The sequence below is a fragment of the Novacetimonas hansenii JCM 7643 genome, from assembly GCF_000964405.1.
Classification (GTDB): Bacteria; Pseudomonadota; Alphaproteobacteria; order Acetobacterales; family Acetobacteraceae; genus Novacetimonas; species Novacetimonas hansenii.
Genome location: NZ_BANE01000283.1, coordinates 1 through 15,832, shown reverse-complemented (window position 1 = coordinate 15,832; position 15,832 = coordinate 1). Strand labels below are relative to the sequence as shown.

The window sequence follows — 15,832 nt, the reverse complement described above, 5'->3', positions numbered from 1 at the left end:
GCGCGAGAGGGGCTATATCGGATACGTCCGCCCATGCGGATAATGCATGACAGCACGGAGATGACATCTCCGCATGGCTGGCAGTGTGGTCAATCCGCCTACCGAATGGTGAGGAATGCCGATTTTGTCGAGTAAACGTTCAGCGCTGCTTGCATCCGTTTGTGTTGTGCCGCTGTTCTGGACGGCAGGCGCCCACGCGCAGGACGCTGGACAGGAAGGCGGTGCGCCGTCCGATGCCCCCCCGCCAGGTGGCATGGCCCCGACGCCGGGCATGACCCCGGAACAGCCGCAGGTGGAGGCCATCAAGCCGCCGCCCCTGGCCGATCCGATCGAGGCCGTGGACATCAAGGGCAATGACCGGATCGAAACGAACACCATCCTGTCCTATATGGTGGTGCAGCCCGGCGACCGGTTTGATCAGGATCTGCTCGACCGTTCGCTCAAGACGCTTTATGCCACCGGCCTGTTCAAGGACGTGACCATGCAGCGTTCGGGCAACATGCTGGTGGTGCATGTCGTCGAAAACCCGATCGTCAACCGCATCATTTTCGAAGGCAACCACAGCGCCAAGGACGAAGACCTGACGAAGGTCATCTCCCTGCGGCCGCGCGCGGTGTTTTCCACCAAGACGATCGCTGCCGACCGGCAGAAGATCCTTGGTGTCTATGCGGAAAAGGCGCGCTATGCCGCGACCGTCACGCCACAGGTCATCCGCCTTGCACATAACCGCGTCGATGTGATCTTTCGCATCAACGAGGCGCAGAAGACACTTATCCGCAAGGTGACGTTCGTGGGGAACCGTACCTTCAGCAGCACGCGCCTTGCCGGTGTCGTGTCGTCGAAGGAAACGGCGTGGTATCGCTTTTTCTCATCAAGTGACCAGTATAATCCCGAACGTATCAAGTATGACGCGGAACTGCTGCACCGGTTTTATCTGAAAAACGGGTTTGTCGATTTTCAGATCAAGAACGCGACGGGCGAACTCTCCCCCGATCACAAGGCGTTCTATATCACCTATACGATGGAAGAAGGGCCGCGTTACCGCCTGAACAAGATGGATATCCGCTCTTCCCTGCGTCATGTCAGTGCGGAGTCCCTGCATAAATACATCTCCCTGTTCCACAACCAGTGGTATGACGGCAGCGCCATCCAGCATAATGCGACATCCATGCAGGAAATCCTGCAGGCGAAGGGATATCCCTTTGCGATGGTGCATCCCGAAATTGCGCGTAACCCGGAAAAACGCACGGTCAACCTGCTGTTCGATGTGAGCGAGGGGCCACGTATGTATGTCGAGCGCATCGACATCAACGGCAACACCATCACGCAGGACAAGGTTATCCGCCGCCAGCTGCCGATGTCCGAAGGCGATCCGTACACCCCCATGGACCGCAAATATTCCAAGGCGGTGCTGGAGGATCTTGGCTTCTTCAAGACCGTGTCGATCGACCAGACGCCCGGGTCTTCACCTGACAAGGTCAATATCTCGGCCGATGTGGTGGAAAAGCCGACGGGCGAATTCTCGCTCGGTGGCGGGTATTCGTCGGATGCGGGCGTGCTGGGTAATCTCGGCCTGAAGCAGCATAACCTGCTTGGCACAGGTATCGACGCCGGTTTCTCCGGCACGGCGGCCTATTACGAAGATCAGGCCGACATTTCTGTGACGGACCCGTATTTCCTCAATCGCAACCTGGTGGCCGGGATCGACATCTTCGGTATCCAGAACCGTTACATGACGTACCAGAACTACTCCGAAGGCCGGTACGGCATGACGCTGCGTATGGGGTATTCCTATAATAACCACCTGTCGCAGTCGTGGAGCTATACGCTTACCGATCGAAATGTTGGCGATACATGGTCGGATTCGTCTTGGTACGTGCTGGATCAGTCCGGCTGGTCGCTCCTGTCACAGTTGAGCACCACGCTGACCTATGACACCCGTGACCGCCGTTCGCAGCCCCATAGCGGTTATGTCATCCGTGTCGGTGGCGATTTCGCGGGTATTGGCGGTAATGAACGCTATGTCCGTGGCAAGATCGACGCCGCCTATTATATTCCCCTCGACAGCCTGATGGGGAACCATGACTGGACGGTGGACCTGCGCGCTGGCGCGGGCGACATCGCCAACTGGGGTGGCGGACGCAGTGATATCATCGATAACTTCTATCTTGGTGGTAACACGCTGCGCGGCTTCCTTGACGGTGGTGCGGGGCCGCGTTCGATGGGGATTTCGGCGCGGACCATCGACGGTGTGAAATACCCGATGCATTCGCAAGAAGATTTCCTTGGCGGGCGTTTCATGTACACCGCTTCGGCCACGATCCATTTCCCCATGCCATTTGCGGCGGATATGGGGATCAAGGGACGGTATTTCGTCGATGCCGGTGGGCTTGATGGCCTGCGCGTGCGCGAACGCTATACCTCGCCCAGCGATGGTTACAAATATACCCCGGTATATGGCGATACATTGACGCCGCGCGTCAGTACCGGCGTGGGCTTTTCATGGAAAAGTCCGTTTGGTCTGATTAACATTGATCTTGGTGTGCCGATCATCAAGCAGAAGCATGACCGAACACAGTTGCTCCGCTTTGGCTTCGGCCAACAATTCTGAGGTGATAATGTTGCGTAATTCCGGCGTTCGTTTATTTGCCGCGGCTGTCGCACTGGGATGTGGCAGCCTGGTCGGATCTGTTGCCCATGCGCAGAACAATTCCGGCTGGTTCGTCCCCAAGGCATCCCAGCAGCAGCCGGAGCATGCCGCAGCGCATGCGGCCCAGCCCGCGCCGCAGCCCGTCCCCCTGCCGGCCCCCCCGGCCGATAGCGAGGAAGCCCAGTCCCAGACGCCGCCGGTCCTGCCGTTGCCGCAGATCCCCAATTCGCCGGACCTGCCCAAGGGGGCGCCGCCGCCCGCACCGATCATCGGTGTCATCAGCGTGCCTGACGTGATGCGCCTGTCCACTGCGGCGCAGCAGGCGGAACGCGTATTGGGCGCGCGGCGTGACGAACTTGCCCGCGATGCGCAAAAGGAACAGGCGTCGTGGCGTGATGAGCAGCAGAAGCTGCAGGGTCAGGCGCGGACCATGTCATCCGACCAGATCCAGGCAAGCGAACGCAAGTTGCAGGAGCGCGTGATCGCGGCGCAGAAGAACTTCCGCAACCGCAACCGGATCATCCAGGAAGCCGCCCAGGTCTCCCTTGGGCAGATTGAACGCGAATTGGTGCAGATCATCCGCCAGGTTGCCGCCAGCCGCAGCATGAACCTTGTCCTGCACCGTGAACAGGTGGCGTTGAGTCAGGATAACCTTGACATCACCCAGCAGGTCGCGACGCAGCTGAACTCGATCCTGCCTAGCGTCTTTATCCCGGCGGCGAATGTCGATCCTGAAGTGCTGGCGAAATCGGGCACGATGCCGACAACCGCCGATGCGGAACAGGGTGGTGCATCCGCCCCGGCAGCAGCGGCAACCGCCGTCGCACCCAAGGCGAAGCACTAAGGGCTTGGTCGGGTCCATGTACGTGCGGGAGGAAAGCGGGCCGGGCGATACGCGGTTTTTTGTATCGGATGGCCCGTTTGACGCCACGGAACTTGCGCGCTGCGCCGGTGCTGAGCTTCAGGGGGCGGGGGCAGCGATTGCCGACGCACCACACTTCACCGGCATAGCCCCCCTGCAGTCGGCAGGGCCGACGCAGGTCAGCTTTCTGGACAACCGGCGCTATCTCCCCCTGCTGGAGCAGACGGGCGCGGGTGCGGTGATCGTGGCGCCTGCTTTTGTTGACAAGGTGCCGTCCCATGCCGTGGCGCTGGTGTCGCGTACGCCCTATCTTGCATGGGCGCGTGTGGCCTCGCGTTTCTATCCCGCGCCACCGGTTGATCCGGGGATTCATCCCACCGCGGTCATCGGCGAGGGCGCGCAGGTCGATCCATCAGCGTCGATCGGGGCATTTTCAGTCATCGGTGCGCGCGCACGTATTGGCGCGGGTGTAACGCTTGGCACGCATGTCATGGTTGGCGATGGCGTGGAAATCGGCGCACGCAGCCGCATCGGCAGCCATGTCTGCCTGTCGCATGCGCTGCTTGGGGAACGTGTCACATTGCTGCCGGGTGTCCGCATCGGTCAGGAAGGCTTCGGCTTTGCCACCGGTCCTGACGGGTTTGAGACCGTGCCCCAGCTTGGGCGGGTGATCCTTGAGGACGGGGTTGAGGTCGGTGCGAACTCCACCATCGACCGTGGGTCGATTCGCGATACCCTGATCGGGGCGGGGTCGCGCCTCGACAATCTGGTGCAGATCGGCCATAATGCGCGTCTGGGACGGTGCTGTATCGTTGTGTCCCAGGCCGGTATTTCGGGTTCGACGGAACTTGGCGATTTTGTCACGGTCGCGGCGCAGGCCGGGCTGATCGGGCATATCAAGATTGGCACGAAGGCACGGATCGGCGCACAATGTGGCGTCATGTCCGATGTCGAGGCCGGGGCCGATGTCATCGGAAGCCCGGCGATGCCGTTCAGGGAGTTTTTCCGAAACGTGGCATTCCTGCGTCGTCTGGCGAAAAAACCGACGCAGGATGGGGGCAGCGACAAGGCCGGCTAGGCGACGGTGCCGAAGGCTGTAAAAACATTCAACCGGCATGGGGCGGCCTGTCCAGTCAGATCGCAGGCGTTCCCGTACCGCAGAGATGGTTGGACGACGTGGATAAAGAAGTAGAGGCATTACCGACAGAGCAGGCGCCGCAGAGTGTCGAGGCAATCGACATCATGCGCATCATGGAGGCGATTCCCCATCGTTATCCTTTCCTGCTGATTGACAGGATGGTTGATATCGTCCGCGGTCAGTCGGCGGTCGGCATCAAGAACGTGTCCGTGAACGAACCGCATTTCCAGGGGCATTTCCCTGCGCGGCCGGTCATGCCGGGCGTCCTCATCATCGAGGCGATGGCGCAGACGGCGGCGACGCTTGTCGTGCTGACGCTGGGTGAGGCGTTTGAGGGGAAGCTGGTCTATTTCATGACCATAGACGGCGCGAAATTCCGTCGCCCCGTTGGCCCTGGCGATCAGTTGCGGATTTCCGTTGAAAAAGAGCGCAGCCGCGCGAATGTCTGGAAATTCAAGGGGATTGCGCGCGTAGACGGTGTCTCGGTGGCCGAGGCGACGTTCAGCGCGATGATCATGGGCTAGGCCAGGCCCGGCGAACGGAAAACGATCGGCCCGTAACGGCAGGCACCGTAACCGGGAACCGGTATCTGGATCATGGCTTTTTTTCCGGTGGCTGAGCGCCGGAAAGCCGTCGAAATGGAGGCTGTTCTGGCACACAGCGCATCTACCGGCACGACAACGGATGTGGAACCTCTGGGGGCTGCTGTTATCCATCCCTCATCCATCGTTGCCGCTGGCGCCCGAATTGGTCGCGGCGTGTCAATTGGCCCATGGTGCACGGTCGGTCCCGATGTGGTGATTGATGACGGTGCCCGGCTGATTTCCCATGTGGTGATTGACGGCCATACGCATATCGGCGCGAATGTCGTCTGCTATCCCTTCACCACGGTGGGAATGGAACCGCAGGACCTGAAATATCGCGGTGAACCCACACGCTGTGTCGTGGGGGCGGGCACGATCATCCGTGAAAATGTCACCATTCACCGGGGGACGGCCACGGGTGTGGGTGTCACCACCATCGGGGGAGGGTGCCTTATCATGGCGAACTCCCACGTGGCGCATGACTGCACGTTGGGACGGGGTGTCATTATCGTCAATAACGTGGTGATGGGGGGGCATGTCGTCATTGGCGACAATGCCCGCATCATGGGGTCGGCCGCCCTGCATCAGTTCGTGCGTATCGGGCACGCCGCCCTTGTCGGTGGTGTGTGCGGGGTGGAGGCGGACGTCATTCCGTATGGCAGCGTGCTGGGCAACCGGGCGCGGCTTGTGGGGCTTCACTGGATATGGCTGCGGCGTAATGGTGTCGCCCCTGATGATATCCGGCGCATGCGCCAGGCCTTCCGCGCGCTGTATCCCAAGGCCGCACATGCCAGTGGCGCTGTGTTCCAGACGCGTCTGGAACAGGTGCGTGGACAGTATGGCGATGATGCCCGCGTGTCCGAAATTCTGGATTTCATTGCGGCCCCCAGCCATCGCGGACTGGTGCGCGTGCAAAGAAGTCCGGGCGAAATGATCGAGACCGATGGCGCCTGATCCCCTGATGGATCAGGTTACGTCTGCTTCTGCGTCTTCCCCCGCCTGTGTCGGCATCCTTGCCGGGGGCGGCCCACTGCCGGCGCAGGTTGCGCGTTCTGTTGTTGCGGCGGGCGGCAGCGTCTTTATCATCGGGTTCGAGGGGTTTGCCGACCCCGATGTCATCGCCCCATGGCCGCACCGGTTCATCCGGCTTGCCGCGGCGGGCGAAATCCTTTCCACCCTGCGTCTGCATGGATGTCGTGAACTGGTCCTGATCGGGCCGGTGCGGCGTCCTTCCTTTGCGACATTGCGTCCTGATGCGGTGGGCGCACGGATACTGGCGCGGATCGGTCGTGCCCTGTTTTCTGGTGATGACGGGTTGCTTGGCGCGATTGTCCGGGTGCTGGGGGAGGAAGGATTCGTTATCCGGGGCGCGCATGAATATCTGCATGCATCCATCGGGCGGCGTGGCGTGATGGGGATGGTGCGCCCCGATCACGTCGCAATGTCCGATATCGGGCGTGGGCGGCGCGTGGTGCAGGCCATGGGCGCGCTGGATATTGGACAGGGCTGTGTGGTGCAGGACGGGCTTGTCCTTGCGGTCGAGGCGATCGAGGGTACGGACGAGATGCTTGAACGTGTCGGACGATACCATCAGGATGGTCGTCCCGGCGGGGTGTTGATCAAGATGGTCAAACCAGGACAGGAACGGCGTGCCGACCTGCCCACCATCGGCCCCGAAACGGTGCGCCGCGCGGCAGGTGCGGGATTGCGTGGCATCGCGTTCGAGGCCGGGGCCACACTGCTGACGGACCCGCTTGAATGTGTGACGCGGGCGGATGCGGCTGGTCTTTTCCTTGTCGGGATTACGGCCGAGGGGACGATGGAATCCGTTTTGTAAAAGACCGCCCTGAACATGACATCCTGATAAGAACTTTTATAATTTCAGTATGTTGTTGGGTGCGGTTTGTTAGCGGTCGATAAAATAAGGAGTGCAAACATCATGGGCAGTTACCTGCATACAATGGTTCGCGTCCGTAATCTGGAGGCCAGCCTTGATTTCTACGGGTTGCTTGGGATGCGTGAATTGCGTCGGCGTGAGGTGCCCGAAGGGAAATACACGCTTGTTTTCATCGGGTATGCTGACAATGCGGCAGGGCAGGCGGAAATCGAACTGACCTATAACTGGGGTCAGGACGATGGATATGACGTCGGTACCGGATTCGGCCATTTCGCCGTGGGTGTGGCGGATGTCGCCGCCATGGTTGAAAAAGTCCGCGCAGGTGGTGGCAAGGTCACGCGTGAGGCGGGGCCGGTGAAATTCGGCACCACCGTCATCGCCTTTGTCGAAGACCCTGATGGCTATAAGATCGAGCTGATCCAGCGCCCTTGATCCTTCACCCGGGGGGGATGTGCATCCCTTCGGCCTTTTTGTCATCAGCCCGTGCCATCGGTCATTCCCGGGCGGGCAGGCAGGTGCGCCGCATGAGGTCGAGCCTGCCGACCGTGGCTTCTATCGCCTGTATGATGACCTCAGCGCCCGCGCGCACCTGTGCGTCGGGATGGGCCGACAGCAGGTCAGCCTTGATCAGGGCAGGCGACAGGATGCCCCTGATGTCATGCAGGTGCGTGCATATGCCGGCCACGTCCGTAACGTCGGGAGAAGGGGCGGGAGTATGGGGCATGGGGGCTCCGTAATTCTGGGGCGGTGGTTGGGGTGTCTCATGCGCGGCATGTAACGCGGGTTGCGCATTGACGCTGGGAATAACGGGCAGTATAAGGCCCGCCTTGGGGATGTGCAGGAAAATTGCCTGCGCCCCGATATTCATCCGTAACCTGTTACAGTCAATCTGGGAGTGCTGTCGTGAAGCGCACGTATCAACCCTCGAAGCTGGTCCGCAAGCGCCGTCACGGCTTTCGTTCCCGCATGGAAACCGTCGGTGGCCGCAAGGTGATTGCGAACCGTCGCACCAAGGGCCGTAAGCGTCTTTCCGCTTAATTGCCCTGGTCTTACGTTCCGGGACACTTTGTCCCGGAATGACACTTTGCATTAACAGGGGCTGCTGAACGTGGCCGACCGGTCGATCCGTCTCAAGAAACGTGCTGAATTCCTGAAGGTCGCGGCAAAAGGCCGCAAGGCCCCGGTGTCTGGCATGGTTTTGCAGGCGTTGCATCGCGATGATGCCGATTCGGCCCGTCATGGGTTCACCGTGACGAAAAAGGTCGGGAATTCGGTGGTCCGCAGTCGTGTGCGCAGGCGCCTGCGCGAGGTTGTCCGCCAGGTCGGGCGGGAACTGCCGCTTTGTGGCGTGGATCTTGTGGTTATTGGCCGTAGCGCCACAATCAATCGTAAATTTTCCTCGCTGCTGGCTGATTATCGCAAGGCATTGAAGAAAGCCGGGGTCGTGGGGGACGCGTGAACATTCCTTCCCCCGTCCCGGTTTCACGGGGGCCGGTCGTGACGGTAATGCGCGCGATGATCCGTGCCTACCAACTGGTGATCCGGCCCGTGATCGGCGCGAACTGCCGCTTTACCCCATCATGCAGCCATTATGCCCGTGATGCCCTTGCACGCCATGGTGCGTGGCGTGGTGGTCTCATGTCGCTGTGGCGTATCATGCGCTGCAATCCCTGGAATGCGGGGGGATATGACCCGGTGCCCACCACGCACCATGATGGTCGCTCCTGCTGCTGCATCCATAAACCTGAATAACGAGAGTCTGGCTGGTCGCTGATGGATATCAAGCGTTTAATGGTTGCAGTGGCGATGTCTGCCATGGTTCTGCTCGGTTTCCAGTATCTGGTGCCGCACCCGGATCATAAGGCGGCCACGCAGCCTGCACTTGGTGCCGGGCAGGATACACCTGCCGCGGCGCCGGGGGCGGATGCGGGCAATGGCGCGACGGATGCAAAAGATGATCCGCGCCTTGCGATCAATACCGGTCGTGTCGGTGGGTCGATCAACCTGCGGGGCGCGCGCCTGGATGACCTCGTGCTCAAGGATTATCACGAGACCGTCAAACCCGGCAGCCCGCTGGTGCGTATCCTTGATCCCCGGCAGGACCCGCAGTCGAACCTTGTGGAGGTCGGCTGGCTCAATATCGCAGGTGGGCAGGTGCGCGTGCCCGACGCCACCACGGTATGGAGCGCGGATCAGGCCAGCCTGACGCAGGACCAGCCTGTTACCCTGCGCTGGGACAATGGGCAGGGACAGGTGTTCGAACTCGTGGTCGCGATTGACCAGAACTACATGTTCTCCGTCACGCAGAAGGTCCACAATCAGGCGGCAGGGCCTGTGTCGCTATATCCCTATTCGCGTGTTGATCGTGCCTATACCCCGGTGGAGACCGGCGGATACCTGGTGCATGAAGGCCCGATTTCCGTCATTGACGGACGTCTGGACGAAAGCTCCTATAAATCGGTGCGTAATGGCACGATACCGCCGGGCAATACGTCGTGGAACAAGCCGGGTACAGGCGGCTGGAGCGGGATTACCGACAAATACTGGCTGACCGCCGTCATTCCGCAGCAGGATTCGTTAGTGACCGGCAGCTATGGCTATGTGCCGGAAGCCGGGCATGAAGGTGTCTATCAGGTCGGCTTTACCGCCCGGACGCCCGAAGTCATTGCGCCGGGTGGCGATGGTGTGACCGAAACCCATGTCTTTGCCGGTGCCAAGGAAGTGCCGCTGCTGGAGAAGTATGAAGCCAGCCTGCATATTCCGTCCTTCTGGAAGGCCGTGGATTTTGGCTGGTTCGCGTTCCTGACGCATCCGATCTTCACCGTGCTGGACTGGTTGAATACGCTGCTGGGCAATTTCGGCCTTGCGCTGATGGCCTTTACGCTGGTGGTCAAGGGACTGTTCTTCCCGCTGGCGACCAAGCAGTTCCGGTCGATGGGCAAGATGCGCCAGCTCCAGCCCAAGATCAAAGCCCTGCGGGAGCGGTATAAAGACGATCAGATGGCGCTTAATCAGCATATGATTGCGCTGTATAAGGAAGAAAAGGTCAATCCCGCCAGCGGCTGCCTGCCGATGCTGTTGCAGATCCCGGTGTTCTGGTGCCTGTACAAGGTGCTGTTTGTCACGATCGAGATGCGGCATGCCCCGTTCTTTGGCTGGATCCATGACCTTTCGGCGGCGGACCCGACCAATATCTTCACCCTGTTCGGGCTGATCCCATGGGATCCGACGCATATATCCACCTTCTTCCAGCTTGGGCTGTGGCCGATTGCCTTTGGCCTGACCATGTTCGCGCAACAGAAGATCAATCCCGCACCCGCGGCTGATCCGGCGCAGCAGAAGATGTTCCAACTGATGCCGATCCTGTTCACCTTCTTTATGGCGCGGCAGCCGTCGGGACTTGTGATCTATTACTGCTGGAACAACCTGCTGACGATGGCGCAGCAGGCCGTGATCCAGCGTCGTGTGAATGCAGAGGCCAAGGCCCCTGTGGTGATCCGGCCGGAGAAGGAGAAGCCTTCGCTGTTCGCAAAGCTTCTGCAGTCGATCCTTGAGCGTCAGGCCAAGGCGGTGGACAGTGCGGGCAAGGCCAGCCCGGCCAAAGCCGGTAATGCGAAGACCGCGACCGCCAAGAGCCAGTCCGGTGGCAAGGGCCAGCAGATCGAGGGCACCGTGATCCGGGAGGTCCCGAATACGTCCGATGCAGGTGCCGATGCGCCCACAAAGGGACCGGGGCAGGACACGCCGCACGATGACGCCGACGTGCCGGGCCAGGGGGAAGACACGGCTGGCAGGGCCAAGGGCCGGCGCGGAAACAAAAACCATAACAGCAAGAAGCGCCGCGACGAGCAGAAGGCTGCCCGGCGTAATCCTTCGCCGAATGCATCCGGTGGGAATGACAAAAGCGGGGGCGATACAGGCGGCAATGGTTGATTTCACCCCCAAGACCCCCACCCCAGAGGAAATCGAGCGCGCCCGCGAGGCCGGGCGTCTGCTGTTCGCAGGCGAATGCCAGTTCGTGTTTGGTGCGCAAAAGCTTGGGCAACTGCCCGACCCGCTATTGCCGGAAATCGCGTTTGCCGGGCGTTCCAATGTTGGAAAGTCCAGTCTGGTCAATGCCCTGACGGGGCGGCGGACACTGGCCCGTGCCTCGTCAGAGCCGGGGCGGACCAAGCAGCTCAATTTCTTCGAACTTGCCGGGCGGCTGACGCTGGTGGACATGCCCGGTTATGGTTTTGCCAAGGCGGCGAAGGCGGTCAAGGAAGACTGGCAGGGGATGATGTTCTCGTTCCTGCGCGGGCGCCCGACCCTCAAGCGTGTTGTGCTGCTGCTGGATTCGCGGGTGGAGATCAAGGAAAGTGACCGCGAGATCATGAAGCTGCTGGATCGTGCGGCGGTCACGTTCCAGATCGTGCTGACCAAGTGCGACATTCCCAAGCCCCCCGTACTGGCGGCGAAGCTGCGTGAGACGCGCGAAATCGCAGCCAGCCATGCCGCAGCCTATCCGCTTGTGCTTGTGACGAGCAGTGCGAATGGCGAGGGCATCGTGGAACTGCGCGCGGAACTTGCACAGCTTGCATACCCGCCCCCCGCGCGGGCATGAAGGGCTTGGCTGTGATAAGGGTCATGGCCACACAGTGTTTGATGGATTGAGGCACGATCGGATGACGTTAACAGGACCGGGCAGTCAGGATGCCCGCGAACGGGCAGATGTTCTGGCGCGGGCGTTGCCGTACCTGCGACGCTATGCCGGGGATACGCTTGTCGTGAAATATGGCGGCAGCGCGATGGTCGATACCTCGCTGTCGGACGCGTTCGGTCATGATGTCGCCCTGCTCAAGCAGGTGGGGATCAATCCGGTCATTGTCCATGGCGGTGGTCCGCAGATCAGCGCAATGCTCAAGCGGTTGCAGATTGAATCGACCTTCATCGACGGGCTGCGCGTGACCGACGCCGCGATGATCGACGTGATCGAAATGGTGCTGGCGGGCAAGGTGAACAAGCAGGTCGCCGGCCTGATCAACCGTGCCGGTGCGCTGGCGGTCGGGATTTCGGGCATGGATGGCGGGTTGATTTCCGCACGTCGCCTGGAACGTCGCGCGCGTGAAAACGGGGTGGAGACGGATCGCCTGCTCGATCTTGGCTTTGTGGGGGAACCCACACGCATCGACCCGCGTGTCATCTATGCCCTGTCCGGCTCCGGCCTGATACCCGTCATCGCCCCTGTGGGCAGTGGCGAGAACGGGGAGACCTATAACATCAACGCCGACACGGCCGCAGGCGCCATTGCGGGCGCGGTCAATGCCAGCCGCCTGCTGATGTTGACGGATGTGCCGGGTGTGCTTGATGAAAATGGCAACCTCATCCCCGAACTGACGGCAGAAGATGCGCGTCGCGGTATCGCCAGCGGCATGATTTCAGGCGGAATGATCCCGAAGGTCGAAACCTGCCTTGCCGCTGTGAAGGCCGGGGCAAAGGCTGCCGTGATCCTTGATGGTCGCGTGCCGCATGCCTGCCTGCTCGAACTGTTTACCGAAGCGGGACTGGGGACGCTGATACGCGGTGAATAAGGCGGCGGGCGTGCCGTCCTGATGGTGTGGGGGATGCGTTGACGGGGATGCGTTGACATGGGCGTCCATCCCCCGCATGGTCCGCGATCACCTCATTTCATGCCGTCGCCCCCAGATGAAACCGCGATGGCGATGTTGTCCGGAACAGGATTTGGAATTCATGACTGATACGACCCTCCAGAGCCAGATCGAGGCCCTGTGGGAACGGCGCGATACGCTGTCCCCGCGTTCCGGCGAGGCGGATCGCGCGCCCGTCGAGGCCGCGTTGTCCGAACTTGATGCCGGTCGCCTGCGGGTCGCGACACCGGGTGCTGAGGGGTGGGTGGTCAATGAATGGCTGAAGAAGGCGGTCCTGCTGTCTTTCCGCCTTAATGACAATCGCCTTGCCCCCAATGGCTGTGCCGGTGCGCCTGCCTTCGACAAGGTGCCGCTGAAGTTCGCGGGCTGGGACGAGGGGGCCTTCACGCAGGCCGGGTTCCGCGCCGTGCCGGGTGCGATCGTGCGTCGTTCGGCCTTTGTCGCGCCGGGCGTGGTCCTGATGCCCAGCTTCGTCAACGCAGGCGCCTATGTAGACAGCGGCACGATGGTCGATACGTGGGTCACGATCGGCAGTTGCGCGCAGATTGGCAAGAACTGTCACATCAGCGGCGGCGTGGGGATCGGTGGCGTGCTTGAACCGTTGCAGGCCGCACCGGTCATCATCGAGGACGGCTGCTTCATCGGTGCGCGTTCCGAGGTGGCCGAAGGCGTGGTGGTCGAACGTGGCAGCGTGCTGTCGATGGGTGTCTTCCTTGGCGCCTCCACCAAGATCGTGGACCGCACGACGGGTGAGGTCTTCATGGGCCGTGTCCCGGCCTATTCCGTTGTGGTGCCCGGCACCCTGCCGCCGCGTCAGGCGACTTCGGCCGATGGAAAGCCGCTGCCGTCGCTTGATTGCGCCGTGATCGTCAAGCGGGTGGATGAACGCACCCGTTCGAAGACATCCATCAACGACCTGCTGCGCGGCTGAGGGCATGACTGGGGCACCCAGCGGCAGGGCAACCCAAGGGACGCAGGATCGTCATGGGGCGCAGGAGGATGTCGGGGGTGTCGTCACGCTTGCACGCGCACTGCTCCGCTGTCCGTCGGTTACGCCTGATGACGGGTGTGCGATCGATGTCCTGGCTACGGTATTGCGGGATATGGGCTTTGCGGTTACGTCGCTGCCGTTCGGGGAAGGGGATGCATATACCCCCAACCTGTTCGCCCGGTTGGGCACGGGGCATCCGCATGTCTGTTTCGCGGGGCATACCGATGTCGTCCCGGTGGGCGATGCGGCATGGCGCAGCGACCCGTTCGGTGCGCAGATTCATGATGGCCTTCTGTATGGGCGTGGCGCATGTGACATGAAGGGCGGGATCGCCGCCTTTGTCGCCGCCATACGCTGCTACCTTGCACGGCATGGTGGCACGATACCCGGTTCAGTCAGCCTGCTGATTACGGGGGACGAGGAAGGGCCCGCCACCAATGGCACCGTGCGTGTGCTGGAATGGATGGCGGCGAACGGACAGATCCCCGATTTCTGTCTGGTGGGGGAACCGACGAACCCGCAGCAGATGGGCGAGGTGATCAAGATCGGGCGTCGTGGCAGCCTGAACGCCACGATTACGGTCACGGGTGTACAGGGGCATGTCGCCTATCCCCACCGTGCGGACAATCCGGTTCACCGGCTGCTGGCGCTGCTGCATGAACTGACCGTGGCGCCGCTGGATACCGGCAGCGAATGGTTCGAGTCCTCCAGCCTGCAGGTCACCAGTGTCGATGTGGGCAATACCGCAACGAACGTCATTCCCGCGACGGCGTGTGCGCGGTTCAATATCCGTTTCAACGACCTTCATACGGGGGCGGACCTGTCGGGATGGATACGTACCGTGTGTGCGCGCCATGCGCCGGGGGCGGATGTGCAGATACGCATCAGTGGCGAATCGTTCCTGACGCAGCCGACAGCCGGGGTGGATGCCCTGCGTGATGCGGTGACGGCAGTGACAGGTCAGATGCCCCGTCTGGATACCGGGGGCGGCACGTCTGATGCCCGGTTCATCAGCCAATATTGCCCGGTTGCGGAATTCGGTCTGGTGGGGGCCAGCATGCACAAGGTGGACGAACATGTGCCGGTCGCGGACCTGACGCAACTGGCACGGATTTATGACAGGTTTGTGGAAAGGCTGATGGCCTGATGGCGGATGACGGCATGACCCCCAGGTCCGGGCCGACCGGGTTTGGCAATATCCTGCGCGGGATGCTGCTGCTGGGACGCGGGCGGGTCGCAGGGCTCGCATATTTTGGCAATACGCGTGATGCGGTCCTGACGGCGCTTGCACCACGTATTGCATTGTGGCTGGTGGGGGGGCTGTTGACGATGCTGCATGCCCCCGACGCCACGAGTGTCACGCGCTGGCTGTTTTCATTGTGCATGATCCTGTTGCCTGCGGTCCTGACCCATGCGCTGGCGCAACGTTGGCAACGTGGCGGGCTGTGGTACCGCTATATTGCGGCTGCATGGTGGACCGACTGGCTGTCACCGTTTGTCATGCTTGCGGTGGCGCTGCTGATTGCGCTTGGCTCCCCGGCATTGCTGGAGACGTTTTATGGGGGCCTGATTATCAATGGTGTCGGGTTTGCCTACAGCCTGTGGATGACCTGGTTCATCGCACGCATCGGGCTGGGACTGGGGGGGGGACGTGCGATGCTGCTGCTCGGCGCTGTCCTGCTCAGCCTGGCGGTGATGGCGGAAATCACGGCATTGCTGCCCCCGCATTACGTGCCCTGGCATGATTTCATGGCGCTTCCCGGTGCGACCTCCACCGCCAAACACTGATTAAGGTATAAGGCGGCGCCCTTTGGGGAAATGCGTCGCCCAAAACTTTCATGCATTCTGGGGGCTTACGGCGTGGCGTCAGTTATCTGCTTCCACTGGTCGTCACGTAAGCCATAGCGCCGCATCGATTGTTCTCTTCCAAAGCCGGAAAAATAGTCAGTACAGAGCGACAGAAAGTACAGCTCCTGGCTCAGAGACTGTTTAAAAAGTCAGGCGTGATAACCTACTGGAATGATAAAGGTTTTTGGTGAAGCTTTTTCCAAAAAGCTTCGAA

At 61.2% G+C, this 15,832-nt stretch carries 16 protein-coding genes and 1 pseudogene; 16 read left to right on the top strand and 1 reads right to left on the bottom strand.

Annotation, left to right across the window (positions count from 1 at the left end; all coding sequences use genetic code 11):
- Positions 1-115: 115 nt before the first annotated feature.
- The 7 genes from bamA (at position 116) to gloA (ending at position 7,563) form a co-directional block, all read left to right on the top strand.
- Positions 116-2,611 carry an outer membrane protein assembly factor BamA gene (gene bamA, locus B7G66_RS14910; protein ID WP_003618075.1) on the top strand — a complete coding sequence of 832 codons (2,496 nt, stop codon included), beginning with the start codon at positions 116-118 and terminating at the stop codon, positions 2,609-2,611.
- A 7-nt stretch (positions 2,612-2,618) separates the two neighbouring features.
- Entirely contained in the window at positions 2,619-3,494 is an 876-nt protein-coding gene (locus tag B7G66_RS14905; RefSeq protein WP_040511591.1) for an OmpH family outer membrane protein, read from the top strand.
- A 16-nt stretch (positions 3,495-3,510) separates the two neighbouring features.
- Positions 3,511-4,590 (top strand): UDP-3-O-(3-hydroxymyristoyl)glucosamine N-acyltransferase, encoded by a 1,080-nt coding sequence (gene lpxD, locus B7G66_RS14900; protein ID WP_003618078.1) that lies wholly within the window; start codon positions 3,511-3,513, stop codon positions 4,588-4,590.
- A gap of 98 nt (positions 4,591-4,688) precedes the next feature.
- On the top strand, positions 4,689-5,174 hold the full coding sequence (gene fabZ / locus B7G66_RS14895; protein WP_040510475.1) for a 3-hydroxyacyl-ACP dehydratase FabZ: 486 nt from the start codon (positions 4,689-4,691) through the stop codon (positions 5,172-5,174).
- 72 nt (positions 5,175-5,246) lie between these two features.
- The gene (gene lpxA, locus B7G66_RS14890; protein ID WP_003618081.1) at positions 5,247-6,188 is read left to right on the top strand and encodes an acyl-ACP--UDP-N-acetylglucosamine O-acyltransferase; all 942 of its coding nucleotides are present in this window, start codon (positions 5,247-5,249) and stop codon (positions 6,186-6,188) included.
- On the top strand, positions 6,178-7,071 hold the full coding sequence (locus B7G66_RS14885; RefSeq protein ID WP_003618083.1) for an LpxI family protein: 894 nt from the start codon (positions 6,178-6,180) through the stop codon (positions 7,069-7,071). Before lpxA ends, B7G66_RS14885 begins: the two co-directional genes overlap by 11 nt.
- A gap of 102 nt (positions 7,072-7,173) precedes the next feature.
- Positions 7,174-7,563: a lactoylglutathione lyase gene (gene gloA, locus B7G66_RS14880; RefSeq protein ID WP_003618084.1), complete on the top strand. Its 390-nt coding sequence runs from the start codon at positions 7,174-7,176 to the stop codon at positions 7,561-7,563.
- 61 nt (positions 7,564-7,624) lie between these two features.
- On the opposite strand, the gene B7G66_RS14875 is transcribed toward gloA, so the two are convergent.
- Positions 7,625-7,855 carry a hypothetical protein gene (locus tag B7G66_RS14875; RefSeq protein WP_048859347.1) on the bottom strand — a complete coding sequence of 77 codons (231 nt, stop codon included), beginning with the start codon at positions 7,853-7,855 and terminating at the stop codon, positions 7,625-7,627.
- Positions 7,856-8,034: 179 nt separating this feature from the next.
- On the opposite strand from B7G66_RS14875, the gene rpmH reads away from it, so the two are divergent.
- The 9 genes and pseudogenes from rpmH (at position 8,035) to B7G66_RS14830 (ending at position 15,558) form a co-directional block, all read left to right on the top strand.
- Positions 8,035-8,169: a 50S ribosomal protein L34 gene (gene rpmH, locus B7G66_RS14870; protein WP_003618086.1), complete on the top strand. Its 135-nt coding sequence runs from the start codon at positions 8,035-8,037 to the stop codon at positions 8,167-8,169.
- A gap of 70 nt (positions 8,170-8,239) precedes the next feature.
- Entirely contained in the window at positions 8,240-8,590 is a 351-nt protein-coding gene (rnpA, locus tag B7G66_RS14865; protein ID WP_003618087.1) for a ribonuclease P protein component, read from the top strand.
- 47 nt (positions 8,591-8,637) lie between these two features.
- Complete coding sequence (gene yidD, locus B7G66_RS14860; protein WP_003618088.1) at positions 8,638-8,883, top strand: membrane protein insertion efficiency factor YidD; 246 nt, start codon at positions 8,638-8,640, stop codon at positions 8,881-8,883.
- A 21-nt stretch (positions 8,884-8,904) separates the two neighbouring features.
- A pseudogene (gene yidC, locus B7G66_RS14855) lies at positions 8,905-10,647 on the top strand (membrane protein insertase YidC); the annotation flags it as partial.
- A 409-nt stretch (positions 10,648-11,056) separates the two neighbouring features.
- Positions 11,057-11,734 carry a ribosome biogenesis GTP-binding protein YihA/YsxC gene (gene yihA, locus B7G66_RS14850; protein WP_040510476.1) on the top strand — a complete coding sequence of 226 codons (678 nt, stop codon included), beginning with the start codon at positions 11,057-11,059 and terminating at the stop codon, positions 11,732-11,734.
- A 61-nt stretch (positions 11,735-11,795) separates the two neighbouring features.
- Positions 11,796-12,701 carry an acetylglutamate kinase gene (gene argB / locus B7G66_RS14845; RefSeq protein WP_003618094.1) on the top strand — a complete coding sequence of 302 codons (906 nt, stop codon included), beginning with the start codon at positions 11,796-11,798 and terminating at the stop codon, positions 12,699-12,701.
- 160 nt (positions 12,702-12,861) lie between these two features.
- Positions 12,862-13,710, top strand: coding sequence for a 2,3,4,5-tetrahydropyridine-2,6-dicarboxylate N-succinyltransferase (dapD, locus tag B7G66_RS14840; protein WP_003618096.1), 849 nt, complete (start codon positions 12,862-12,864; stop codon positions 13,708-13,710).
- A gap of 4 nt (positions 13,711-13,714) precedes the next feature.
- Positions 13,715-14,917: a succinyl-diaminopimelate desuccinylase gene (gene dapE / locus B7G66_RS14835; RefSeq protein WP_003618099.1), complete on the top strand. Its 1,203-nt coding sequence runs from the start codon at positions 13,715-13,717 to the stop codon at positions 14,915-14,917.
- 14 nt (positions 14,918-14,931) lie between these two features.
- Positions 14,932-15,558 carry a hypothetical protein gene (locus B7G66_RS14830; protein WP_040511600.1) on the top strand — a complete coding sequence of 209 codons (627 nt, stop codon included), beginning with the start codon at positions 14,932-14,934 and terminating at the stop codon, positions 15,556-15,558.
- The last annotated feature ends 274 nt before the right edge of the window (positions 15,559-15,832 follow it).